This window comes from Leptospira soteropolitanensis (assembly GCF_026151655.1).
GTDB lineage: Bacteria > Spirochaetota > Leptospiria > Leptospirales > Leptospiraceae > Leptospira_A > Leptospira_A soteropolitanensis.
This window is the reverse complement of sequence record NZ_JAMQPN010000007.1, coordinates 24975-51956: the sequence shown is the minus strand read 5'-3', so window position 1 is coordinate 51956 and position 26982 is coordinate 24975. Positions and strand designations below refer to the sequence as shown.

Annotated in this window: 19 protein-coding genes; 12 read left to right on the top strand and 7 right to left on the bottom strand. The window is 35.7% G+C overall.

Annotated elements, in window-relative coordinates; translation table 11 throughout:
• Positions 1-1368 (bottom strand): PP2C family protein-serine/threonine phosphatase, encoded by a 1368-nt coding sequence (locus tag ND811_RS14390; protein ID WP_265352798.1) that lies wholly within the window; start codon positions 1366-1368, stop codon positions 1-3.
• Positions 1369-1710 (bottom strand): hypothetical protein, encoded by a 342-nt coding sequence (locus ND811_RS14385; RefSeq protein WP_265352799.1) that lies wholly within the window; start codon positions 1708-1710, stop codon positions 1369-1371.
• Positions 1711-1729: 19 nt separating this feature from the next.
• Here ND811_RS14385 and ND811_RS14380 point away from each other — a divergent pair, with 19 nt between their 5' ends.
• The 11 genes from ND811_RS14380 to ND811_RS14330 all read left to right on the top strand — a co-directional run bounded on the left by ND811_RS14380 (position 1730) and on the right by ND811_RS14330 (position 13756).
• A complete protein-coding gene (locus ND811_RS14380) occupies positions 1730-2755 on the top strand; it encodes a hypothetical protein (protein WP_265352800.1) in 1026 nt (341 codons plus the stop codon).
• The gene (locus tag ND811_RS14375) at positions 2715-4043 is read left to right on the top strand and encodes a hypothetical protein (protein WP_265352801.1); all 1329 of its coding nucleotides are present in this window, start codon (positions 2715-2717) and stop codon (positions 4041-4043) included. Before ND811_RS14380 ends, ND811_RS14375 begins: the two co-directional genes overlap by 41 nt.
• A gap of 100 nt (positions 4044-4143) precedes the next feature.
• Positions 4144-4965, top strand: a complete 822-nt coding sequence (locus tag ND811_RS14370) for an MCP four helix bundle domain-containing protein (RefSeq protein ID WP_265352802.1) — start codon at positions 4144-4146, stop codon at positions 4963-4965.
• Positions 4937-5893, top strand: a complete 957-nt coding sequence (locus ND811_RS14365; RefSeq protein WP_265352803.1) for a methyl-accepting chemotaxis protein — start codon at positions 4937-4939, stop codon at positions 5891-5893. Before ND811_RS14370 ends, ND811_RS14365 begins: the two co-directional genes overlap by 29 nt.
• A 7-nt stretch (positions 5894-5900) precedes the next feature.
• Positions 5901-6404 carry a chemotaxis protein CheW gene (locus ND811_RS14360; protein ID WP_265352804.1) on the top strand — a complete coding sequence of 168 codons (504 nt, stop codon included), beginning with the start codon at positions 5901-5903 and terminating at the stop codon, positions 6402-6404.
• A gap of 3 nt (positions 6405-6407) precedes the next feature.
• Positions 6408-8240, top strand: a complete 1833-nt coding sequence (locus tag ND811_RS14355) for a chemotaxis protein CheA (RefSeq protein WP_265352805.1) — start codon at positions 6408-6410, stop codon at positions 8238-8240.
• On the top strand, positions 8237-9280 hold the full coding sequence (locus tag ND811_RS14350; RefSeq protein ID WP_265352806.1) for a protein-glutamate methylesterase/protein-glutamine glutaminase: 1044 nt from the start codon (positions 8237-8239) through the stop codon (positions 9278-9280). The genes ND811_RS14355 and ND811_RS14350 overlap by 4 nt, the downstream gene beginning before the upstream one ends.
• A complete protein-coding gene (locus ND811_RS14345) occupies positions 9277-10533 on the top strand; it encodes a hybrid sensor histidine kinase/response regulator (protein ID WP_265352807.1) in 1257 nt (418 codons plus the stop codon). Before ND811_RS14350 ends, ND811_RS14345 begins: the two co-directional genes overlap by 4 nt.
• A gap of 2 nt (positions 10534-10535) precedes the next feature.
• A complete protein-coding gene (locus ND811_RS14340) occupies positions 10536-10901 on the top strand; it encodes a response regulator (RefSeq protein WP_265352808.1) in 366 nt (121 codons plus the stop codon).
• A gap of 1 nt (position 10902) precedes the next feature.
• Complete coding sequence (locus ND811_RS14335) at positions 10903-11283, top strand: response regulator (protein WP_265352809.1); 381 nt, start codon at positions 10903-10905, stop codon at positions 11281-11283.
• On the top strand, positions 11270-13756 hold the full coding sequence (locus ND811_RS14330; RefSeq protein ID WP_265352810.1) for a PAS domain-containing sensor histidine kinase: 2487 nt from the start codon (positions 11270-11272) through the stop codon (positions 13754-13756). Before ND811_RS14335 ends, ND811_RS14330 begins: the two co-directional genes overlap by 14 nt.
• Here ND811_RS14330 and purM read toward each other — a convergent pair.
• The 4 genes from purM to ND811_RS14310 are packed head-to-tail and all read right to left on the bottom strand — an operon-like array spanning position 13749 to position 18011.
• Positions 13749-14774 (bottom strand): phosphoribosylformylglycinamidine cyclo-ligase, encoded by a 1026-nt coding sequence (gene purM, locus ND811_RS14325; protein ID WP_265352811.1) that lies wholly within the window; start codon positions 14772-14774, stop codon positions 13749-13751. The genes ND811_RS14330 and purM overlap by 8 nt on opposite strands.
• A complete protein-coding gene (gene murI / locus ND811_RS14320; RefSeq protein WP_265352812.1) occupies positions 14767-15576 on the bottom strand; it encodes a glutamate racemase in 810 nt (269 codons plus the stop codon). The genes purM and murI overlap by 8 nt, the downstream gene beginning before the upstream one ends.
• Entirely contained in the window at positions 15577-16878 is a 1302-nt protein-coding gene (locus ND811_RS14315) for a pyridoxal phosphate-dependent aminotransferase (protein WP_265352813.1), read from the bottom strand.
• A 5-nt stretch (positions 16879-16883) separates the two neighbouring features.
• Positions 16884-18011 (bottom strand): S1C family serine protease, encoded by a 1128-nt coding sequence (locus ND811_RS14310; protein WP_265352814.1) that lies wholly within the window; start codon positions 18009-18011, stop codon positions 16884-16886.
• A gap of 3 nt (positions 18012-18014) precedes the next feature.
• On the opposite strand from ND811_RS14310, the gene ND811_RS14305 reads away from it, so the two are divergent.
• Entirely contained in the window at positions 18015-19100 is a 1086-nt protein-coding gene (locus tag ND811_RS14305) for an aminopeptidase (protein WP_265352815.1), read from the top strand.
• Here the strand turns inward: ND811_RS14305 and ND811_RS14300 are convergent.
• Positions 19097-26956 (bottom strand): biopolymer transporter TolR, encoded by a 7860-nt coding sequence (locus tag ND811_RS14300; protein ID WP_265352846.1) that lies wholly within the window; start codon positions 26954-26956, stop codon positions 19097-19099. The two genes, ND811_RS14305 and ND811_RS14300, sit on opposite strands and share 4 nt — an antisense overlap.
• Between the last annotated feature and the right edge of the window lie 26 nt (positions 26957-26982).

The following is a 26982-nucleotide window of genomic DNA, read 5'->3' as shown; positions in this document are numbered from 1 at the left end:
TTATTCTTCTACTTCCAATATGAGAAACATAGTGTCATCAGAAAAACTATCAAGTCCATAGTTGGTTTTCAATTCTGTAAGCAGGCAAAGCTCCAGTTCTTTGATATTTTGACTCTGTCTATGGCGGTTGAGAAGTGAAAGAAGGCCTTCTGTTCCCAAAGAATTTCCATCCGGATCTGTGGATTCAATGAGTCCATCGGTATAAATAAAAAATCGATCCCCAGGCGAGATTGGTAATGTTTTTTCGGCAATCGGTGGAATTTTAATATTAAAGCCGAGAATAGCACCTTCAGTTTCTAACTCTTGAAACTCCTCTCCCTTATGCGCCAGAATCAAATAAGGATGGCCCGCATTTCCTAGAGTTAGTTTTTTTTCGATAAAATCAAAAAATAAATAAATGGCCGAGGCGTGGTATTTATTTAAGTCATGAGCCAAACGATCATCTAAATAATCCATCAGTTTGGCTGGTGCTGTTTTGAAACGATAGGGAATGGTGGATACAAGGACCTTCATAATGGATGCTACCATTGCAGAAGAAATTCCATGACCTGCCACATCTGTTAAAAATACTCCAACGTTTCCTTCCCGGAGTTGAACAAAATCAAAAAAGTCACCGCCAATGACATTGGGGCTTTTTCTATAATAGGTAAAGGCTAAACTCGGAATTTTGATATTCCCAGGAAAGAGTGCATCTTGTACTTTTTTTGCAAGTTCTAACTCGTGTAACATGAACCTTCTTTCTTCCGAAAGATTATACATGTCTGTTGTGTCTTTTCGTTTATTTAGAACAAAAACTGTCCCAAGTGTAGCGCTTCCCCAATACACTAAAATCAAAAAGTATTTACTAAAAAAAGAAAACTGATCGGAAACAGAATTAGGTAAATTATAAATATAAACAATATGTAATATAGAAAAATAAGATGCGCTTAAAATACATGCCTTGGGGTCAAGCCTTGTACTGTATAAAAGAATTGGGAAAATAAAAGACATTAGATAAGCATTTAATAAATAAAAACTCCCAAGAGATGGAAACGAATGAATTCCCAACATAAAAACAATATAAACAAGGCCATCACCAACAAATCCGCTAAAGTAAATCACTCTTTGGATGGGGATACTCTTTGTATAAAATTGTAATAGTAAAATAAGTCTAGCGATTGATACACCAAGTAGGTAAGGCAAAATCTGCATTTTGATTTCAGAAAATGGCGGAGCTATGAGTAGAGAATAAACTATGAGATGAGTGATAAAAATATAAAATGTATATTCTTTATCATAACGGGCTTCTACTAACTTTAAAATTTCCCATTCGGATCTTGTAGGTTTACGAAAGATTTCTTTAAAGTATAAATAAAATGAACGTGTCAATCAGGGTTCTCCCCATACCAAAGTTTGGATTTCAGATCCATTCAAGGTGATGGTGAAAGGATTTCCAGAATCCAAATACTTGTCCATTTGATTCGCAAGTTCGAATGCTTTTTTCTCATCTTCCATTCGAAAGAAAAAGGGATGGGACAATGCTTTGTAATTGTAGGGGAATCGTTCGGAAACAATGAGTGTCACCCGATAATGGTCAGGCCTCTTTTCCATTACGATATGGGACACTTCTTTTCTAGTTAAAATCCGAACATCAGGTCGTAAATTCCACGGATTGATTTCAGCGAAAAGAATTCCGGGCAAAAAAAAGCATAGACCAAGAAATCCTTTCATATAGAAATACAATCGGCAAATGCGATCAAATCCTTACCTCATATCCTTAGTTCCTTTCCTTTTTTGGCTCTGTGCGCCTACTACGTTTTCTCTTCCCCAAAACCCTTACGCCAATTGGGCAAAAGATAATATTGGATTAAAATCAACAAACCTTCCTCCCTTACAAGGAACCTGGAATAAAAGAGTTTATCCTTTGGATTCCAAACGATTGGACACACTTATCTCCATAAATGCCATCGACGAAATCACAGACATTCCTAAACCTACAAAAGATTTATCCCCCTGGAAAATGGAATTAAACCAAATCTTCCAATCAATGCCAAAAGAACTGAATTCTCTTACCAACTCTCTCTTGTATGGAATTTACTTTGTCACTGATTTAGGTTCTACCGGTCTCACAGGGATTGTGAGAAACGAAGAAGGTCAACCTATTGGTGGTATTATTTTTTTAGATTCTAATTTACTAATGGATGGTTGCAACGACTGGGCAACCAAAAAAGAGACCTCAGCTTTTTTCCCGAATCAAGAACATTTCATCCAAGTCCACTTGGATCATTCCAATTCCAAACAAATTGCATTACGCTTCATCATCTTACACGAATTAGGTCATATTTTATCGATCGTCCAAGGTCATGCACCAGACTTTTCAGAAACCCAAAGAGACTTTAGAAATTTTTCACTCTTCGATGGAATTTGGTGGTCGGAAACTTACTCTCCATACGAAGCCACTTTTTTTCCCGAAAGAAACAAAATCAAATTTTACCAAAATACTCCAACTCTATCATTATTCCCTGAAGGAAAATTGATTTATAAAAAACTCAACAACACAGGTTTTGTTTCTTTATATGCAGCCACAAATGCAGATGATACTTATGCGGAAGCTTTTGCACAATATGTACATGTTTTTTTATATAAAAATGAATACAAAGTCATCCTGACTTCCAATGGAATTTCGGAAACAGTACTAGTCGATCCGATTCGAAAAGAAGGAGGGAGAAGGTTTCGTGAAACATTCCAGACTATTTTTGCAAATCAAAGTCTATAGTTTTCTTTTTTTGATTTTCATAGTTTCAGTTTCTCTTCGATCAGAAACTATATCGAATGATAACAAACCTCTCCTCATAGAAACCAATACAGAAATTGTATCGGACTTCCTTTGGCGAGGGAATTCATTCGCAGGTGAAGCCGAAAACAGAAGAAATGGCGCAAGTTATCAAAGTTTTACATACGCACCGGCTCTCCAACCATCTATCAACATTTGGTCACCAGAAAAAAAATTCCAATGGTCCCTTTTTGGAAACTTTCAACTAACAAATAGAGACGACAGAGACTCTGACAAACGTATTTTTCAATCAAAACCGGGTGGAGTTGGCCCTTCTTACTTAGGAGAAGAAACAAAATTCTTTGATCCTTATGGACAGGACCCATGTGTTCGTTCCATCCAAGAAAGAGTCTCCAGTGGCGGAGAAGGAACCGATCCCTGCATGGGATACAGTCCCAATGGAGGTTATGGTCCGAAAAAAGAACCAAACGGAAATAAAAGATCTGATGGAATGTTTTTTTCCATGAGTTACCATTTTGATCCAAGTCGTTTTGGTGATTTTGCAGTGGGAATTTGGTTTTATAACACTTTCCAAAAAACACCAAACTCTCTTCTTTCTCCCAACACACAAAAAGAAAATCCTTACGTCTCAGGAGGACCAAATAACAAATATAATACGAACAATCCTGACGCCATCACAAGACTTGTTTGGCACGAGTATTTTGTTCAATGGAAACTTCCTTTCCTAAAAATAGTAAAGCCTGCTCTTTCCTATTACACTCAATATTCTACAGAGAATGGAGGACTACTTGCGGGCAAAAACTATCTATCTTTCAGTGCCTCTTATACTTTCAGGGAAGAAAATTTTTTTAGAATTATGCCTCATGTCAATCTGGGTTATGCCATGAGCAATAATGCCGTTGACAATCGTAACGGAATCCAAGATATCACAACCTCTACTACTTTTTTCTTTGGAGATTTGTTTGTTAAACTCGCACATATCTTTCGCCCCGACCTCTATCTTTGGGATACAAATAATTATTATGGTTATGCAGGAGGAGATCCAAACAAAGCAAATTGGAACCGTAGTTCCGAAGATGGAAAAGTAGCAAACCCTTCCCGTATTTATGGTGCGTACAACACCTCAATTCTAAATGCAATCGAACAAATCAATACTGGGAATTCCCTTACTGATACAATGGCGAAAACCTGGCTCAGAGAATCTTATACTTTACAAAAGATTCCTTCTCATTTATTCTATGTTAGCTTAGGATATTCCAAAACATTTTAGTTCTTTTTTAGTTATTTCTGTTTTTTAAAATTTAATATTAGGAAACGCTTGACTAACCTAATTCATGAACTAGAATTCCGTCCACCTCTAGGGAAAAATTATGAAATGGATACACGATCTTAAAATTCGAGTCAAATTACTTTTGGCTTTTATGGTAACCATTCTGTTGATGATTGTTGTCGCAGGCGCCAGCTTTTATTCGGCACGTCAAATTTTAGCTTCACTTCATACTGTTTTTGAAGACAGAGTTGTTCCGATTAGCCAAATCAAAGAAGTTTCGGATGCCTATTTGATTGGAATAGTGGATTCAGCCAATAAGGTTCGTGCAAAAAAAATCACCGTCGAAGAAGCACTCGAATCCATAAGAGAATCAGAAACGAAAGCAGATGAAATATGGAAAGTTTATCTCGGAACCTATCTTGTTCCCAAAGAAAAAGCGATCATAGATCAGATGGAAAAAGAATTTCCCCCACTCAAAGCAGGAGTCAAACAACTTCGTATCCTATTGGAAACTAGAAACGATGCAGAATTAGAAAAGTTTGTCACCGTAGATATGTATCCCATCTTCGAACCTCTCACTCACCACTTAGATGATTTAATTCGAGTTCAATTGAAGGTTGCAAAAGAAGAATATCATAGATCAGAAGCTCAGTTTGAAAGTTCTTTAGCCGTTGTGATCACAGTTGTTGTAGTGGCTTTTGTGTTGGTTTTCCTCATTGCCATTTTTTTCTCTGACTCCATCGCAGCTCCGATGAAAAAAATCGTAGAAGTAGCACAGACTGTTTCTATTGGAGATCTTGATGTTGATTTAGAAACAAAACATAAAACTCATTCCAATGCAAAACACTTAGAAGGAAATGAAGTCCAACAACTTTCGCAAGCCTTTATGGAGCTTGTTTCTTTTATCAAAAGAACGAGCTGAACATTTAGAAAGGATTGCCAATTCTGATCTCAGTGCTGATGTCACACTCAAATCAGAACGAGACCAACTGGGTTTGAGTTTACGTCGTATGCTCATCAACCTATCCGATGTAGTAGAAAAACTATATTTTTCCTCACAGGAAGTGGACTTAGGGGCTCAACAATTGGCTGATGCCAGTACCTCACTCTCTGAGGCAGCAAGTGAACAAGCAAGTGCAGTAGAAGAAATTTCAGCTACTCTCACAGAAATTAGTAACAGTTTTCTATCAAATGCAGAAAATGCGGAAAGGATGACAGAATTTTCCGAATCAACCGCAAAACAGGCGCTAGATGGAAATTCAAAAATGAAGGATTTGGTTTCTGCAATGGGAGAAATAAGTAACTCCTTTGAACAAATCTCCAAAATCAACAAAGTTATTAATGATATTGCTTTCCAAACCAATATCCTAGCACTCAATGCTGCGGTAGAGGCAGCAAGAGCAGGTCAACATGGGAAAGGTTTTGCAGTGGTTGCGGAAGAAGTAAGAAACTTGGCACAAAAAAGTGCCAACGCTGCAGATGAAACTACCCTCCTAATAGAATCATCGATGAAAAAAGTCAAACTTGGAAACGATGCAACAGAAAAAACAGCCGAAGTTCTTGGTCAAATTTCAGATAGTGCCGAGAACGTAAGTAACCTTACAAAAGAATTAGCATTATCTATTCACGAGCAAAAATCAGCTGTGTTACAAATCACCCAAGGTATAGACCAGGTAACAACCGTAACATCAACAACAGCAGCCTCCGCTGAGGAGGTTGCAGCCTCAAGTGAAACCTTAAAACGACAAGTCGAAATTATGCGGTCTATCATAATGAGTTTTAAATTAAAAGAAGATACATCGAAATCAACTGCCCTTACGCGGGTAGAAAGACCAAAAATTGTTTTGTAGGTAAGTCATGAGTCAAAACCTAAAATCATGGGATATGAATGCAGAAGAAGATACCATGAAGGATTTGTATCTTTGCTTTAGTTTGGAAGATAGAGACTATGCATTTGAAGTACGACACTTAACAGAGATTCTTGCCCTTCCAGCAATCACAACCATTCCGGGGACTGCTCCTTTCTTAAAAGGGGTGATCAATATCCGCGGAAAAATCATCCCTGTAATGGATGTTCGCTTACGTTTTGATATGCAATTCAAACCATATCACGAAAGAACATGTGTATTACTTGTGGAATTAGATGGTCTACCCCTTGGATTAATTGTTGATTCTGTAAATGATGTTTTGCGGATTCCTACTGAAAATATCGATTTAGCACCTAAAATTGGTGAATCAAAATCATCTCGATTTATTTATGCTACGGGTAGAGTTAACGATTCGGTAAAAATTCTAATAAACTTACAAAGACTACTGACTGAAGAAGAAACCGTTTTGATTAAGGACATTCCGGGAAACTAATTCATGGATAGAGATGATGTATTAGAATATTTACACGAAGCACGGGAAACACTGGAAAACATCGAAAAGGAACTGCTCCAATTCGAGAAATCAACGTTAGATGGTAGCCTAGTAGAAAGAGAACTGCTTGATACATTATTTCGACATTTCCATACCATCAAAGGGAGTTCTGGTTTTTTTGGATTATCTGCCATTGTAAAAATGGCACATGCGGCAGAAAATCTCCTGGATTATTTGCGCAACCATCCAGAAGCCCAAGATAAAGACACTTTAGAATTGCTAATCACTACCCTCGACCACCTAAACGAACTTGTGGAACACGAAGAAAATTCACCTTCGGGTGGAGATTTTTTCAATGAATCGCAAATTCATTTTTTAGAGAAATTAAACGAAAAAAATAATGATATCCGAGTAAGACAAACAAGCACACTTGAAACCCCAGAGTCCAAACACAATAAACCTGAGTTTGGATTGTTTATAGAAAGTTCAAAACCTGAGGTTAGTAAAGAATTTGGATTATTTACAGAGGACTCCGATCAATCGCGAAAAGAAGAATTTGGTTTATTCACAAACAGTGATTCCACGATCACAATAGATACAATTCCAAAATCAGAAGAAAGCCCTAAATCGGAAAAGAAGTTTATCAATAAAAAAGACATTCGAATTGATACCGATAAGTTAGATTCCCTACTTGATATTGTTGGAGAAATTGTCATCACCGAGCCAATGGTAACGGATCATCCCGATATCGCAAAACTGAAATTAGAGAACTTTCAAAAAACAGCTCTCCAATTAAAAAAATTAATTAGAAACCTACAAGAAATTACTTTGAGCCTTCGGATGGTCCCAATTGCAGGAATCTTTTCTCGTATGGAACGCCTTGTGAGAGATACAGCTAAAAAAACTGGCAAACAAGTGAGACTTGTTATCTCGGGAGAGGATACTGAGATCGATAAATCCATCATTGAAGAAATGTATGATCCTTTAGTCCATATTTTAAGAAATGCTATTGATCATGGATTAGAAACTCCAGAAGAAAGAAAAGAAGCCGGAAAACAACCGCAAGGTATAATTCAACTAACAGCAACTCAGTCAGGCAAAGAGGTCTGGATTGAAGTAAAAGATGATGGGAAAGGTCTTAGTCGAGAAAAAATCTTAAATAAAGCAATTTCCCTAGGTCTACTTGGCCGTTCTGATGCAGAAAATCTTGAAGATAAAGATGTTTGGGAATTTTTATTTCATCCCGGCTTTTCTACAGCAAAAGAAATAACCGACCTTTCAGGAAGAGGAGTTGGTTTGGATGTAGTTAGAAAAAATGTAACAACTCTGAAAGGATTCGTGGATGTATTTTCTATTTATGGCCAAGGTACAACCTTTCTCATTAGAGTTCCACTAACACTTGCTATTATCGAAGGATTGGTCGTTCGTAAATCCGATACATACTTCATTTTACCTTCTATTGATGTAAAAGAAACTATCTATATTGGCGATGAGCCAATTAACGAGTTATACAAAAACAATCACAGCATACAATACCGAACCAATCAAATTTCTATTGTGGATATAAATCTATTATTTGGTAAAGATTCAGATTTAAACAACCAAAGATCTCTTAAAGAAAAATACTTAATTGTTACAGAATCTCATGAAAAACAAATGGGGATTGTATTCGATGAGATTCTCGGTAGCCAATCTATAGTGATCAAACCAATATCTCCTATTTTTAGAAACATCAACGGACTTGCCGGCTGCACCATTCTTGGTAATGGTCATGCAGGACTCATTTTGGATGTACGAAAACTCATCAGCCAACATTTATCCTCGGTGACTATATGAAAAAACACACTGTCATTGTTGTAGATGATCAAAAGTCAGTAAGAAGTATGATCAAACGCTGGATTGAATCTGATGCGAACTGGGAAGTGATAGGCGAAGCGGCCAATCCATACGAAGCAAGAGATTTAATAGTAGAAAAACAACCAGAGGTAATGACCTTAGATGTTCATATGCCCGGAATGGATGGAATTGTTTTTTTAAAAAAACTCCTACCGCAATATCCAATGCCAGTTATCATGTTTAGCTCTTCCACTACAGAAGGAGCAGGAATTACATTAGAAGCTTTGGAAGCTGGTGCTTTTGATTACGTAACAAAACCAACAGGAACTCCAGAAAGTTTGATAGAAGCTAAAGAAGATTTACTTTCAAAACTTTATGAAAGTTTAAATTATAATTCCAGTCATTCGAGTAACTTCAAACAAAAAACATTACCTTTATCCAACAAAACAAATTCTAAAACAATCTTTAAGAGAAAATTGATACTGGTTGGTTCTTCTACAGGCGGGACCACCGCAATAAGAAAATTATTAAATGACGTAGATGAAACTTTCCCACCAATACTCATTGCACAACATATGCCAGAAAACTTTACCACATTATTTGCACAAAGACTCAATTCTGATTTAAAGGTGCATGTGAAAGAAGCAAAAGATAAAGAGTTATTACAAATAGGAACTGTTTACATCGCACCAGGAAACTACCATTTAGGAATTCAAAAACTTGGTTCCGAATACTTTACACGCATTTTACAAACCGATAAAAAGAACGGACACAGACCGTCAGTAGATGTATTATTTGAATCCGCCGCAGAACAAGAAATAGCCGGAAATAGCATAGCAATTATACTGACAGGTATGGGTAGCGATGGAGCAAGTGGTCTTTTAAAGTTAAAAAACCAGGGTTGCCTTACCATTGGCCAAAACAAGGAAACATGTGTGGTCTACGGAATGCCAAAGGTCGCCTATGAATTAGGGGCCGTACTCTACCAAGTTCCTTTAGATGATATGGTAGATAAAATTAAGGAAATCGCAGCACAATGATTCCACACTGCTTACTACTAGAAAACGAAAACACAAAACAGGTAGTGGAAATACTTAAAGAAATTGGTTACACATTCGAAAGAGTGAATGACTTTGAAGACATTGCACAAAAGTTGGATGAAGGAAAATTCCATTTTCTTATCTTTCATGTTAACGATTTAGAAAACAAAATTGAGCAAAAAAAACTTTCGGAATTCACGACCGACTTTCCACACACGTTAATTATATTAATCACCGATACTTCCCAATGGGACTTAACAGCATCTCTCCTAAAAAGACATTCCGTTTATGATTTCATTCAAACGCCTGTTGATTTAGATCACCTCAAATTTACTTTAGACCGCTCTTTTCAATATCTATTGACCAAACTAAAATCCCAATTTATAAATGACGCTGAAAACAATTTATACAAACGAATGGTGGAAATCTTTGACTGGAAAAAATCTATCTCAAACAAAGAAAACGAAAACATAGCAGCAGACATCATCCACCAAATGAACATTAACTTATTTCAGGGGAGTGGTATTGGAACTCTAATGAGCGTGGTTAGCATTCTAATTTCAAAAAGCAAATTAGACCAGGATGAAAAATCCTACTCAATACAAAAACCAGTGATGGATTTACTTTCAGAAAACTATGAAGCTGCTAAAAGTATGTTTGATAGCATGTCTATTTCTCAATCAATTATCGACGATGAAGAATTAGTGACAAAAAAGTTATCACCTTCAAAACTTCTTCCAATCATAGAGAAGGAGATTGAAATCTTAACCGAAGCGCTAAGTATAAAAAACCAAAAAGTTAACTTTAGCCAGATGCCGATTTCCGCATCAGGAAAAAAAATAAGATTAGATGAAACAAAACTCTCTTACGTAATTCGGGAAGTTTTAATAAACGCAATCAAATATTCAAAAGAGAAAGACATCATTTACTTAATTTTCTTTCAAAAAGAGAATTTCCTCGAATTAAAAGTGATCAATCCTGCTTACCAAAATGATGACGGCTCAACCGGCATTCCAGAAAAATTTGAATCATTTGTTTTTGAACCTTTTTTCAGAATTTCATCTGTGGTTGATGATAGCTATGCTAAATTTGAACATTTCAGGTTTGGACTCGGATTACCACTTGTAAAAAAGATAATGGACCAACACCAAGCTAATGTACAAATTTATAATATAGAAAATAACTTTAGAAATGAAAATACAAAAGATATTTGTTTAACAATACGATTTCCATTGTTTGATGAGGAGAAATAAAAATGGCAAAAATTCTAACAGTCGACGATGCACCAGCAGTTTTAAAAATTTTAAACCTGGTATTAACAACAGAAGGGCACGAGGTTACCTCTGCGACAAACGGCACCGAAGCACTTCAAAAAATCGAAAGCTCCAGTTTTGATATTGGGATTTTTGATGTCAATATGCCAGGAATGACAGGGATCGAGTTAACGGAAAAAACGTTAAAAACAGAAAATGGAAAATCTATGAAGATTGTCATGTTAACCACTGAATCTAGCGAAGAAATGAAGAACAAAGGAAGGGCCGCAGGAGCAGTAGGTTGGCTTGTGAAACCATTTGCAAACGAATCACTGATAAAACTAATCTCACAGCTAGTAGCAATGTAAAATGGCCACTATACTTGTAGTAGACGACTCTGCTGCTGTCCTAAAGATTGTTAGGTTGGCTTTAAGTAGTCAAGGCCATAAAGTAATAACTTGCGATACAGGAGAAAAAGCATTAGAAATATTAAAATCTGATGCTTCTATTCAGTTAGGCATCTTTGACTTTAATATGCCTGGCATAAGTGGAATCGAATTAATTCTTGAGACAAAAAAAATTAGAAACCAAAAGGCTTTCAAATTCCTAGTTCTTTCTGTAGAAAACAAACCAGAAATTATCTCCAGAGCTTTAGTTAATGGAGCTGATGCATGGATGATGAAACCATTTAACAATGAACAATTAATTAAACAGGTTACGGAGCTTATCGAGAAAGATGCTTCCCTTTGAAGTAAATGTAATTTTCGCAGTGACTGTCATTTCCGTAGTATTTAATACTTCAATGGCATTCATCATTTACTTTCTTTCTAAACACTCCAAATCAGAGGTAAAATTAGTTTACACTTCAATCTTCCTAACTGTTCTAGTTTTCAGAAACTTTTCCCTTTTTCTTTTTGGCGAAAGTAACGAAAAAATCTATTTTTTTATTTCAGAAAGTTTCTCAATCTTAGGTTCATATCTTTTAATTGCAGCCGTTGCACCAATTTTAACAAAAAAAATTAGTCTATCGTATCTCTATTTTATTTCTATTTTTGTGTATGTTTTTTTTAGTTCGCTTCTGTTAATCGATATTAGTTTTTTTTGGACTGCCTTACCATCTTCTATTTTTAATGCGGGAGTCCTTTTCTTATTTGGACTCATTGTATTCAAATTAAATACTTTTCCAAAAGCTTTCCGATTTTTCTTTTTTGCAATTTGTTTGATCATCGCTTTCCAGAGAGTTTCCTTTCCATATCTTTTTAGTTTAGAGTGGTATAGGCCTATAGGATATATCATCAACACTCTGTTTATGTTTTTATTTGGGGTGGGATGTATACTATTCAACTTCAACGTTCAAACCAAGAAATTAAATCTATCGCTCGAGGAACTAGAATTATTGCAGAAAACAATCAAAGATGTAAACGTTCGCCTTCTCATTATGTATAACCAACTTCCGGCAATTATCTATAATATTGAATTTTTACCTGAACCCAGAACTTCTTATATAAGTCCCAAAATGGAAGAAATAACCGGATACGGATTGAATTTTTTTTATGAGAATCCAGATTTTTTCAAAGATATAGTCATACCCGACGATCAACATAAAATTACAGATTTATATGCAGGGCAATCTCCGATTATACTTCGTATGATCCACGCCAATGGTTCGCTTATTTGGACAGAACATTATGTGAATGTATCTTTTGACATTTTAGGAATTGAGAAACGAATCGACGTGGTTGCATTGGACATAACGAAATCAAAAAAAACTGAAATTTCGCTCTTACAGGAAAAGAATCTAAATAATACAGTTTTTGATAATGCTGCTAATTTAATATTATTAACAAATGCACATGGCCTCGTTGAAAACATAAACTCAGCTGCTCAAACTATCCTAGGTATCAAAAAAAATGACGTAATTGGAAACTACATTCAAGATGTGATCCTTCTGCCTGAAGACAGAGAATATTTAAAAGATGTGTTAGATGATGTTAATGAAATTCAAAACATAGCTGAAAGTTTAATCTTACGCTGCGTAACAAATTCAAACCAAACATTGTTTTTGGAGTGGAGACTTGGAATCATCCGTGACAATAAAAACGAACCTTCTAAAATTATATGGATTGGGATAGACCAAACTTCCAAACGAGCTGCAGAAATTGAACTCAAAGAGTTAAACAAATCTTTGGAAGAAAAAGTAAAAGCGAGAACCAAAGAACTTCAATCAAGTAATTTTGAATTGAACTCTGCCCTTTATGCCTTACGAGAGGCACAACAAAAGTTGATACAAAATGAAAAAATGGTTTCTCTTGGACAGTTGGTTTCTGGACTCTCGCATGAAATCAACAACCCCATCGGGATGATTAAATCTTCGGTAGAAACATTAGTATCTGAGTGGCAGGAAGGGAATGACCGGGATTCCAGTTCACTCATCAATGAACTCGTCCAATCAATTCTTGATTCGGATACTAATGGCCTTCGAATTCTAACGGGTTTATCCAATAGGCAAGCCCGTAAATCTCTAACAGATACATTAAATCAACATGGAATTACTTTTGCAGAAGAACTTGCCGAGCTTCTTGTTGATTCAGGTATACGTAATTTATCAGCAACAAACATTAATAGAATCAAATCATTGATAAAAAACAGAGTAGACTTCAAAACCTTAAGAAAACTTCTTTTAGTAAAACAATCCTCTGAACATATTCTGTATTCAGTAAGAAGACTTTCGAAAATCACCTATACACTAAAGAACTTTGCCGGATTACAATCCAATTTAGAACTTAGCGACTATTCATTAAACGACACAATCCACTCAGCCATTTCACTTTATAAAGAACATTTTTTACGAGACATCAACCTATTACTTAACTTAGAATACCAAGGAAATATTCGCTGCATTCAAGGAGACCTAGTACAACTTTGGAGCCAAATTATTTGGAATTCCATTCAGGCTGTAGATTCTAAAGGCACAATTCAAATTCGAAGTTTTAAAAAAATGGATATGGTTTATGTAGAGATTGAAGATTCCGGTGCGGGAATACCAACAGACAACCATACGAAGATCTTTATGCCATTTTTTTCAACAAAAACAACGGGTGACGGGTTAGGTTTAGGATTGTATCTCGTGAAAGAAATTGCAAATCGACACAATGCAAATGTTGATTTTGAATCTAAACAAGGCAGGACTGTTTTTAAAGTCAGTTTCCCTTTAACTACTTAATGGTAATCTTTCCAGTAGAATCTGTTTTACCAATCAAATAGGCATCTTCACCTAGAATTTTTAGTTCAGACATAATTACCTCAACATGAGATGAGTCGACAACCAATATATAGCCAATGCCCATATTAAACGTACCATACATATCATTTCGATCGAGTGAATGGTCTTTTTCTAATTTGGAAAATATATAACTTTCTGGAAGAGAATTTATTTCTGCGCCAATTCCTGTTGGTAATACTCGGGGTATATTTTCGTAGAATCCACCACCTGTAATATGAACCATACCTTTGATAGAAAACTTATCGATTAAAGATAATATTGTTTTAACATAAATTTTTGTTGGCTTAAAAATATGATCTTTTAAAAAATCCAGTTCAGCAGAATTTGTTGGTAACTTACCGCCACTTAACAACAACTTTCTGATGAGCGAAAAACCATTGCTATGTGGGCCAGAAGAACCTAGTCCGATAATGGAATCTCCAGGTTTTATTGTGCGACCATCGATCATTTTCTGTTTTTCCACAACACCAACGACAAAACCAGCTAAATCATATTCGTCATCAGGCATTACCCCTGGATGTTCTGCAGTTTCCCCACCAACCAGTGAACAATCCGCAAGCTTACAACCTGAAACAATTCCAGAAACAATAGCTTCCATTCTAGGGAGAAAAAGTTTACCACAGGCAATATAATCTTGGAAAAACAATGGTTTACCGCCATTCACAAGAATATCATTAACACACATGGCAACTAAGTCTATACCAACCGTGTCATGAATATCGAGAAGCCTTGCAATTTGCAATTTAGTGCCTACTCCATCAGTACCAGAAAGTAAAATCGGTTCTTGGTAAGACTTTAAAAAACTAACGTCATAACAGGCAGCAAACCCACCTAACCCACCTAATACATTTTTATTATGTGTAGAAGCGACATTTGCTTTGATTCTTTTGACAAACTCTTGCCCTTTTTCGGTATCAACACCAGCTTCTTTGTAAGTTACTTTATTCGAATTAGACATGGAGTTTTCCTATAGTAGTATTGATTAGGGATAGAGTATGATTAGGTGTGATTGTTTTGGCAATTCTTCCCGCCAAATGTACATAATCAGAATCTGAAGTATTTAACAAAATATCTAATTGGTTTTTATTCTCTTGGCAATCAGGCAAATTCAGAACTCTCTTTATATGTAATGCTGTCCCTAAATTTCCATCGTATACTTTTACCAGAGGATAATTATAAAGGATCCTCTCTTTTAAAAAAACATAGTGAGTACAACCCAAAACGAAAACATTACAATCTTTGATCACAGTTTTAATTTTTGAATCAAATAAATCCCAAGCTTCTTCCCAAAGATCTTTATCGATGAGTTTTGCCAAACCTTCACAGGCGACAGGTAGAATCTCCGTGCCAACAGGAAACCCAGAAACTAATGTTTTAAATTTATCTTCTTTTAAAGTAAGCTCCGTAGCAAATACTGCAATTTTAACACCAGGGTTTTGGTTTACCGCAGGCTTCAAAGCAGGTTCCATTCCAAATATAGGGATGGAATGTTTAGCACGTAAAAAATCTGCTGCAGCTGATGTTGCTGTATTACAAGCAAACAAAATTGCATCACAATCTTTTTCTAATAAATATTCAAAAGCATTTTTGGAAAGTTCTAAAACTTCTGCTTTCGATTTTTGACCATAAGGAGAATTTACTAAATCGCCAAAGTAGATATAATCAATATGTGAAGTTTCTTTCCAGAGTGTTCGAAGTACAGAAAGTCCCCCAAGACCGGAATCAAAAATCCCAATTTTATATCTTCCGCGAGAATTCATTTAAGATGCTAAATACTTCCTGATATTTTCAGCGAGAGTTTTATAAATCCATTCAAACTTTGTATCATCTTCTTCTAACAATGTGACTCGAAATCCATTCCGATTACAACAAAAGGAACTGAGTGGAACGACACAAATTCCAGCAGAAGCTAACAGATGTAAAACAAATCTTCGATCCAGGGCCGCTTTCTCCATTAATGGAGAAACAAAATCTCTTACCTTTGTATTTTCAATTGGAAGTGTCATGTGTGGCTTCAATGCACCATCTTCAAAGAGAACGGTTAAATAAAACGCACCCTTGGGTTGAATGACTTTCACACCTGGAATCCCAGTAAGGATGTTCGTTGCTTTCTCTGCTTTCTTTTTAAACTTTTGATTTCTGAATTTCAGATGGTTTAAAAATTCTGGATGGGAATAAACAAGTGGTATCGAAAGTTGTGGGAGAGTTGTCGAACAAACTTCCAACATCTTTGCATCTAATAATGATTTGATATATCTTTCGAATGTTGGATCATTTTTACGATTAAAAACTTCTAACCAACCGCAACGAGCACCTGGCCAAGGAAATTCTTTAGAAATAGACCTGAGCGCAAACCCACAAACTTTATCACCAATTACTTCAGATAAATGGATACTTCCCCATTCTGAATAGTTTACATGTGCATAAGTTTCATCGCAAATTAAGATGATATCATACTTTTCGCAGATTTTAACAATCTCTCGCATTACTTCCTTCGGATACACAGCTCCCGTTGGGTTGTCAGGATTGATGAGTAAAATCCCTGCAATCGAATCATTGTATTTTACTTTGTTTTCAATGTCTTCTAAATCAGGCATCCAATCATTATCTGGATTTAATTCATATGTAAGATGTTCATATCCTGAATGTGCTGCTTCCGCAGAGGATAATGTAGAATAGGCGGGAGATGGACCAAGAATCCTTGCCTCTCGTCTCATAAATCCGAAAATTTTTGCAACCGCATCCCCTAGACCATTAAAAAACAGAATGTCCTCAGATGTGATTTGTGCCCCACCTCGTTCATTCACTTTTGAGGCTAAAAATTTACGTGTAGTTTCGTCCCCTTGTGTTGCTGTGTAGGCCCAAGATTTATTTTGGGCGACAAGTCCACTGACAATGTCCTTCATCCAAGTAGGGACTGATTCGCCCTTTTGAATCGGATCTCCAATATTTTCCCAGGTGATGTTGACTCCCATTGCTTCAATTTGTTTAGCAAGGGCAACAATCTGGCGGATTTCATAAATGAGTGCATCAGCACCCGAGTGGACTATATTTCTTCTCATAAAATTTACTGGCCTTTTTGATAGGCTGCCTCGACCAAAGGGATCGATAATTCCATCTCTTGGGTATCCCGTAATATCTTCAACCGTAAGACGCCTCCGAGACCCACAAGTCCCACTTGTTCGCGTAAATCATTGATATGACGGATTTGGAGACCGTTTGCGCCCTCAATAAAGTCATAACGCCGAAGCCCCCCTTTCTCTGCAGAAGAATTCGGCTCGATATCGTAGACCAAAACGCCGACTGTATCCCCAGGAATTCCAAGCGATTTCCTATGGTCAGGGAGCGGAGCGGTTGCCATAACTCCAAGCGTAGCTGGCCGAATATTTTGTCCTACGTTTTGTTCGATTTGACGAAGCACTCGTTTGGCATAATTGATGGGGATGGCAAATCCTATGCCTGCACTGGCACCGGAAGAAGAACGAATCATACGGTTGATCCCAACAACTTCTCCATAGATATTGAGGAGGGGGCCACCACTGGACCCAGGGTTGATCGCAGTGTCTGTCTGGATATGGGTCTGTCCCGTTTCGTCCAAATCCTCACGAGACTTGGCTGAGACAACGCCAACAGTAAATGTTTTTTCGAGTCCATAAGGCGAACCCACGGCAATGGCCCAGTCCCCCACTTCGATTTCATCGGAATTACCAAGAAAAGCGGGAGTAAAACGGTCGTTACTTGGGATTTTTAATAATGCAATATCTGCCCTTTCATGGCTTCCTACATACCGAGCAGGAAAAATGCGACCATCGGACATGATGATTTCTATGATCTCCGCATTTTTAATGACGTGGTAATTTGTGACAACAAACCCTCTCTCATCAATAATAAACCCACTACCAATAGAGGATATTCGATCTTCCCTACTCTCTCCAAAGGCATACGGATGAAAAATCATCTCAGTTTTTTTTGTCCGAATGGAGACAACAAATTGTTGGGCCTCCCTGTAGACGTTGCGAAAACTAGTTTGAATTTGAATGGCCTGGCTTTGTTTGCTAGAGGAAATAGGTTTTGGGGATGCAAAAAGTTTTGTTACCGCCATCCGAATTTCGGGAAAGAAAATGGCGAACAAAAGTACAAAAACTAAGGCAAAGTTAATGTAGACGACTGGCGGAATCGAAGTTTTTCTTTCCATAGAATGCCAAAACCCCTTCCACTTTTGTCGATTCCCCTTCCTTGTCGAACCAAAAAGATTCGAAGAATATTTACGATTTCACTCTTCCCCATTTTTCTTTCTGGGTGTTTACCGTATTTATTTCACTTAGGAAAGGAACAATCTTCCATCATCTTAGGTCGTGAAAAAATAGAAGATATTCTAAAACTGCCAGGATTGGATTTAAAAACAAAACAAAAATTAAATTTAATTCAGGAAGCCAGAAATTTTGCCATCGGGGAACTAGCGCTAAATGAAAAAGGAGGTTTCGAATACTATACTAAATTAAATAGAGAAGAAATCGGTTGGAATGTGAGTGCTTCTGAAGCTTTAGAACTTAAATCCTATACATGGTGGTTTCCCATCGCCGGAACCGTGCCCTACAAAGGTTTCTTTGACAAACAAATGGCACTCAAACTAGAAAAAGAGTTACAATCCGAAGGATACGATACCCGTATACGAGCTATAGGCGGTTACTCGACACTTGGTTGGTTTTCTGATCCCGTATTATCCCCACAACTTAGTTGGCCAGATCATAGACTGGTAGGCCTAGTTTTCCATGAGATGGCTCATGCGACAGTTTATTTACCTGGAGATTCTACTTTAAATGAATCTTATGCAAGTTATGTGGAAGAAAAAGGAATAGAAAGATATTACACAATAAAAGAAGGAAAAAGTAGCACCAACTTACAGAAATTTAAAAAAGAGAAACTACGAAGGGAAGTTACCATCAAACTTTTACAAAAATATGCCAACGAATTAAAAACGCTTTATGCATCCGAATTAGATAGTGAAAATAAATGGATTCAAAAGCGATCTATCATGGTTAAGTTCAAAGAAGAAGTGATCCAAAAAAAGTTGGTTCCAGAAGAAAAGGCCAAAGAGTTTTTAACACGAGAATGGAATAATGAAGATTTTTTAGGTGCTTTACGTTACCACTCAGGAGAAGTAAGTTTTGAATCTTTGTTTATAGAATCTGGCGAAAACTTCCGTCAATTTCATAAAGAAGTAAAAAAACTCTTCGAATTACCGGAAGAAAACCGCAAACAATTCCTCAACAAAATTCGTTAGTCTTCAATCATAGCCGATGTATACAACTTATAGCCAATCCAATAGCGATCATCGATAGCAGAATTTCGAGCAGCGTCTTTGCCTTCTGTTAATCGAATATGTAATGGTTTTGGCAAATCATCGGCTTTCAAGAATTCTTTTAGAAAAAACAAGTTGTGAACCCCTGTTTGAATTCCCGAATGTAAGACAAATAAACCGGGATTTTCTTTGGCTAAATAATATGCCACGCCACTAAAATCATTTGTATATTGCGCAGAATTACCAACTCTTTGATTTGCATAGATCCTAGCAGTATTTACATTCCTGCTTGTGGCATCAAATAGCGGGCTTTCGGAAATACAAAGATAGTTGTTTTGACACCAACCAATCTCCGCAAAATCAACATTAAACGGTGAAGAACCATCTTTTTTCCCATTTGTCTCCCATAATGTAAGGCCGGCATTAATTTCATTCTCAAGGGAAGATTTCCACCCTAACACCGATACGTCCGGTTTTTTAGGGGAAATCGAATTATACTTCAATGCAGGATTAGAAAGAAAATCGGAAACAGAAGCGACTGAATAAAATTCTGTATCAGGCAAAATCATCGGAACAACCGCATGTAGACTCGAACTATAAATATAATGCCGATTAACCTTATTTAACCGCAAACTAGTTCTGTATTTATCAGCAAGGGACTCTCTCAATATAACTTCTTGGCTATCTGATTCTGCAGAACGGAAATATTTTACAGACTCTCTATAGATGGATTTATTGTCAGAAAACATCTCTCTACCTAGTGATTTTCCAGATGCAAAGCTCAATAAATATGTTTTTTTACCAAGATCAAAAATTCCGTGGAACTCTTGTTTTCCGACCATTTTCTTTTTGAGACGTTCCGAATAACTTTCGAAATACGGAATGTGTTTCACGTATAGTTCGTTGTTCGAAAAATGATTGGAAGTGAATCGAAAGATTTCGCGAGCAACCGCTAAATCAAAAAAGCTCTCAGAACTATTTTTTTCTAAACTCTGTTGCAGCAGGAAATAGAATAAAAACTCATACTCTTCTCGGAGTTCAGGGCTTAAATACTCTCCTCTATTTTTTTTATTAAACTCATTTAACAAAGAAATATACTCTTCTGGCTTTTTCGATTTAGCTTCCTGAAAAAATTTCAAAAATGGACTGGGAAGTGAAACAATTGATGATTGGTTCTTAATAAAATCGCGTTTCCATTGGAGGTCACTCCATCTTTCCTGCCAAAATTGATTTCCTGCGCCTAGGTCTTTGTCCAAGGATTGAATTTTCGATATGAGTAAATCTGCCATTTCCCATTCACCGCGAAGTAACAAAGCTTTTGCCAGCTCCAATCGAAAAAATAAAGTACGGTAACTGCGTCCTTCCTTTAATTCTTCAGAAACCAAAAGTTCCACCAAAGAATTCACTTCCTTATTTTTTTGAAAAGGAACTGAACTCAAAAGTAAATGAAAAAATAATGTCCTATTTAAGTGTGAAAGTTTTGTAAGAACAGATTCTCCACTCGTTAAATATTCAGGAGTTAACGACATGGCTTCAAAATAACCATTCTGAAGTTGTTCTTTCCAAGCAGAATATAATTTCAATCGATAAGAATCATAAATGGAATCTGAGTATCCAAATTTCGTAAAATCTCGGGACAGGATTTTTTCATCAAAATTTTTCCAATCCTTTTTAAATCCATAATTATATGCTGAAGTGGAAGTGAGTGGTGTCAGGTAAATACTCTTATCACCTAACAAAAATCCCTTATGAAAGTATATTTCTAAAATACGATTTTTAACAACGGATTTTTCTTTGGCAGTTTTTGCTAACTGGGAAAGTTTATTCGTTTCTGATTCAGCTTCATAAAACATATAGTTTTGGATATATAATGTTCCCAATCGATAAGCCTGCAAAAAAGGATCTTCCGTTGTTTCCATTTTGGATCTAAGGTCATTTTTTTGGGAAATATCCTTAACATTCCCACTTCGAAGTTGGTTATAAAACTCCAATGCACCCAAATATGAATCTTTATCCTTACCGATAAAATCTGAAGAACTATATTTACAATCTTCTCTATCCTTCGAGGATAAACAGGAAACTAAATACTCATAGCGAATTTGGTTCTGAAAAGAAGATTTGGCATACTTTAGCCAAAGCGGTTTAAAAATAGAAATTCTTGGAACATTTGGGAATATTTCAGTTTTTAGTTTTGCCAACTTCAACTCAAGCGAAGGCAACACCATATCATCGTCATCTAACAATGTTGATGCCGTATAATAACTTTCATATGAATCTGTAAATTCTTTGGTCTTTTCTTTTTGGAATCCTAAACGTATAAACTCTTTCGCTTTTTCATCTAATCCATCCTTAGAAATAGCAAACTCCTTCCAATTTCCAATTAGAAGACGATTTGAATCTTTTGCAAAATTGTCTAATCTCATCGAAGAGTAATCTTCGCCTTGTAAAGGTGGATAAGACACTATATTCTGAATTCGTTTGGAGCGTAAAACTTCATACAACTTGCTAAGCAAATTCCACTGTTTTTGCGTATTGAAGTTAGAGTCATCAAGTCCTATAACAGAAATTTCAGTTCCACTCCCTTGAAAAATTTCTCTCAAAGGAAAAACATGCGATTTTTCATCACCAAATAAACTTGATTGTTTTTCAATAGATCGTTTGCTTACTAAATAATCGGTGTCAAATAAGTATACGCCTAAACTTCCAGAAGAAAGACTCCTAACATTCTTACCCTCTTTGTTTTTCTCTACGTCACCATAAATCGTAACCCATTTTAATCGACGTTCATTCCTTTCTGCAAACAAGTCATTATGGCTTCGATCGAATAAAATTACCGGATAAGAATTAACCTTATGATATTGTTTTACTATATTTCGAATCAATGCCCCATTGGCCTTCTGGCCTATGATTTGTATTTTGGGTGTAAATCCATTTCTATTCGGAATACATTCACTAATATCGGAAATAGATTTACAAATGGAAGTTTGTAACTTCCCTTGTTGGGCTTGGAAAAAGTATAAAGATTCGTTAGTTGGATAAATACCAACCCATCCGTCGAAAAATTCTTCTTTCCCTAATCGTTTAGGTTCTAGAAAAGCAGAACGTTCTGGTGATACATTTTTAAGTTTCTCTATGATCCTATCTAAATTCTGAATTTCTGCTGTTTGTTGTTTTAGTGAATTTAAAACTGGCTCACGCTTCAAAGCTTTTTCAGAAATCAAATTCGTAAGTTTACGATACCCTTTCATCCATTTGATTAAATCTTGATAATATAAATTCGATTTGGAATCCTCAAATTCAAATTGAGCTGATATTAAATCTCTAAATAGCTCCAGGCTTCTAAAATTTTCCCAATGATTGACTATGTTTTTGGTCTGTTGAGTTTCCAATTGAGATTCTGAATAAGTTTCTAAAAAATCAACCAACCTATATTTTGGAGAAAACAGCCGAACACTTAGATTTGTTTGATAGGTTTGGATAGCCTCTTTCCCATATGATAAGTAATTTGTATTTCTTTCTGAAATACTTTGGGACTGTTCCCATTTGAATCTCTGAGCGTTGGCCCAAAACATTTCTTCATCCAATCGAAATTCGTATGCGAGTTCAGATGCTTCTTTCCATTTTTTTTCCGCAAGGAATTTATCACCTAACTTCATGTAAATGGTATATAAATTTAGTTGAATACGAACTCTAGATTGGCGAGAAACTGGATCATTTGAAAGTCCAATGATTTTAGGATCTACAAGGCCTGGACTTTCCAGTATTTCAGCAGCTTTTGCTAAAGTTGTGTGATAGTCTTTTCCTTCCTTTTCTAAAAGAAGGGAATCATAATAAAGGGCAGTTCCATAAACTATATCGAATTTAGGAGTATCCATTCTAAAACGATTGGAACAAACAAAGGGGGCATCAGAACAGTCGACCATTTCCTTTTCTTTCCAGGACTCCATCTGTAACAAAAACTGATTTAAGAGTTTTCGTTTTGTTTCCAAAGGATAGACAGAAGATTCTTGAAGTGCAAATACGGAAGATGCATAGTTTTGAAATACTTTCTCTAGACCTTTACTTGTAGGATTTCCTAAAAGGATATCAGCCAATTCTTTATAATGATGTATTGCTTCTTCTTGTAGTTCACTTCTTTGATAAATTTGCGCCTCAACTTGTCTAGATTTAGCGAGAATATTTTTCCCTATGATGGTATCATCCAAATCCTTAGAAGTAATCAGATCATTTCTGACTTTTATCTCTGATAAAGCGGCCGAATATTCTTCCTGTTCAATGTGATTTTCAATTCGAATTCCCAATGTAAGAAGATATTTAAAATCATTAGGAAATTCTCCAGGAAATCTTCCATCCCCAATCACTCTTAAATTATCACCGAAAATAACATTCCAAAAACTCCAATTTTTGTATCGCTGCAGAATAGACTCTTGATTTGATTTGTATTCGAATTCCGCTACGCCTAACATTTGATAGGAGTCACGAAAACGACCACTTTTCTGGAATGCTATCGCTAAATAATTAGCTAAATTAACGGGGTTAATGAACTTTACATCTTTATTATAAGCTATAGCTGTTTGAAAAGAAACAATGGCATCTTCAAAATTAGTTGATTCTAATTCAGAAAGCCCCTTTAGCGAGAACAACAAAGCTAATTTGGAGCGAATTGAATTTAACTTGCCTAAAGTAATCGAATTTGGGTCAGACGCATGTTCATTGATTGCTTGGTAATACTCATTTTTAAAATAAATATCAATTGATTTTGAAAATTGTTCAGAAGCCTTTTTATATTGGCCTTGGTAAATCAAAGATTTACCATAATTAAAACGATATATAGCTTCTTGTTTATATCCTTCAAATTGATTTTTAACAGATAGAAAAAGGGAAACATCTTCCACTTTTCTATAACTTTCATTTGCTTTAGGGAAGTTACTTAATAAAAAATAATTATTACCCAAATTCAAATTTAGATCGGAAATAACTTTACGATCTCTGTAATCTTCCCCAAGAAAAACTAAAATTTGGTTATAAAGTTCAATATTTGCTTCTAAATTTTTATCAGGAAAATATTTTTTATAAAGATTTTCATAAACTTCAGAATCAATTTTTCCTGATTTTACATTTTTCTGCATTTTAATCAAATCAACATATTGATACAACCATCCAAGCAACTGATATGCATCATAATGTGTTGGATCTGCATAAATAATCCAACGAAGCTCCAACTCAGCCCGTTTGAAATTTTCTAAAATTTCCGTTTTACGAACATCTGTCATTGTTCCTGTGGAATAATAATACGACTCAAAAGTAACATATTTATTAATTAGATAATATGAATAACCGTAGAGAGTCGCTAAATCTAAATAAGGTCTTGCCCGAGGAACAGCCTGTTTATAGTATAATTCTGTCCAACTCAGTGCTTTTTCGGATAATACTTCTATTTTTTCGAAATCTTTAATATCGACAACACCACGAAGAAGTTCATTGTCGGTGAGAATAGAAGTAACACCTGATAGATTTCCAACAACATTCAATTTATCCTTACTTAGGATATTTAATTGATTTAAAATGGCTCTTTCTTCTTCTTCACGAATCTTTTTTCCAAAACGAAAGATAGTATCAACCATCTTACGCTGGTAGTAAATTGCATATTCCTTATAAAGCGAATCAAGATATAAGTTTCTCGTTTTTACTAGAAACATGTTTTGATTGTTGAAAAAATAATGAAAAGAAGACTGCAATAAATCCCCTATTCTTTCAAACTCAACTGCCTTATTTTCGAAATAGAAGAAAGCACTCTGTATATCTTCTTCTCCTAAATCAACACCCAAAATCGGATCATAAAACTCTAAATATATTTTTAAATTGCGAAGTGCATCTGTAGTATTACCCGCAGCTTTTTGGTTATAGTATTTCAGTAAATTGGCGCGCAATAGAATCGGAGTTTTATATTCAGCGACAAACGAAGGAGTTTCAAAAACTGATGGTTTGCCTGGAGGCTCCAAATCAATATTCACTGGGATAGGTATGATCGAATCCAGAATATCGTTAGATTCATTATACTTACGTAAATCAGAAAGTGCTTTTGCTTTCAGATACAGTAAAGTAATCATGTACTGAGATATATTTTTTGCTTCCGGTTCAGAAAGAAGCAAGTTCAAATGAGAAATTAGTGTTTCGCTATTTCGATTTTCTGATAACTTCTGAATCACATCTTCCAAAAGGTAACGAAGGTCTCTTTTTTTATCATTAGAAAAGGGAATAGAAGGACTTGCCAAATAACGACTTTTTTCTTTTTCCCATTCCAGAATCATTTCATGATATAACGAAGACAACTTTAACGAATTTGGCTTAAATTCATGACCGCCTAACCTTCGCTTAATTTCATCTATCTGATGGTAATCCGGAAATCTTTCATAAATCAACTTCAAAACATCAAAAGCGAGGATCCCTTTTTTTTCTTTTTCCAACTCATCGGCATATAAATGATACAAAGTTGCTTGTGCATCCTTAGTCCATTTTGTTTGTGGAACAGCTTGCATTTCGTGAATTAGGTTAAATTTTTTATCCGAACGATTTGATTCTTCCCATTGCAAAAGCAACTGAGCAAAATAATTTCTGTTAGGCTCCGATTTTAGTTTGTTTCGATACGACTCAAAAAAAATTTTTGCCTCTTCTTTTTTTCCAACCCTAAGTAACGAGAAATACTTCAAAACTGCAATTCTTGCAGAATAAATCGGAAAAAGAATATCATCCGAATAAAACAATTCCACAGAATCTAATGCTAAAAAGTAAGCTTCTAAACTTTGTCCACTTGTAAAGGTTTTTGCATATTGGTATTGTTCGGTGATGTTTTGTTGTTTTGGAATGGCGCCATTTTCTGGAATAAAATAGATGTTGATCGCGTTAAAGTAGGAAGCAGAAAATAAAATAGAACCTCCATTGAAATTTGAGTAACGAACGTCAAAATTGGAAGTTTCACCAGAAGATAATATCCTTTCTTCTTTCGTCTCTAAATTCATTATCACAAGGACACTGTGATCCCTTTCATCAAGTTTCCCGTTCTGATTTGTATCTTTTCTGATAGAAGCGTAATATAAATTTTTAGATTTAGAATCTACTGTGGGAGAATAATCAAGATAAGCATTTGTTGTGATCCTTTCAATGACAGAATTACTTAGATTAAAACTATATATTTCTCCCTTTGGATCTTCGAAGTAAGAAATAAAATAAATTGTGTTTCCATCAGAGGAAACATACGGAGAACTTGCGCCTTGAGAAGTTATCTGTGATATTTGATCAGGTTTTTCGACTTTCAATGCACAAAGGTTTGGTAAACCAGGAGTAAATCTATCCGAAACAAAGTAAATCGTCTTCCCGTCAGAAGACCAAACAGGATCGGTATCGATTATACCTTTTGTAAATTCTCCTTTATTATCTGCTTTGTTTGTTAGGTTAATAAAGTTATCATCTATGAATCGATTGCCTTTGAGTAATTCCCGAGTCCATTCTTCAATGTCCATCGGCAAAAGAATCAAATCTCCTTCTGAATCAAACTCTTCAGAAACAAATACCAAATATTTGCCATTTGGAGAGATGGAAGGTTTAGTTTCCGAGAATGGGTGATTTGTTACAGGTACAACGACAGAACTCTTCAGATCTCGAAACCAAATATCAAAATTTCCTTTTTGATCTGTAGCATAAAATAAATATCTTCCATCTTTAGTGGTCGAATTATAAATATTATTTCCGCGTTGAACCGTTAGCGGGAAAGGTTTGGATTGAGTCGGAGAAAAATAGTTTTTCGAAATAGCCGAATAGTCAAAATCGACATTCGTCATCTTTACACTTTTTTGAAATAAAATAC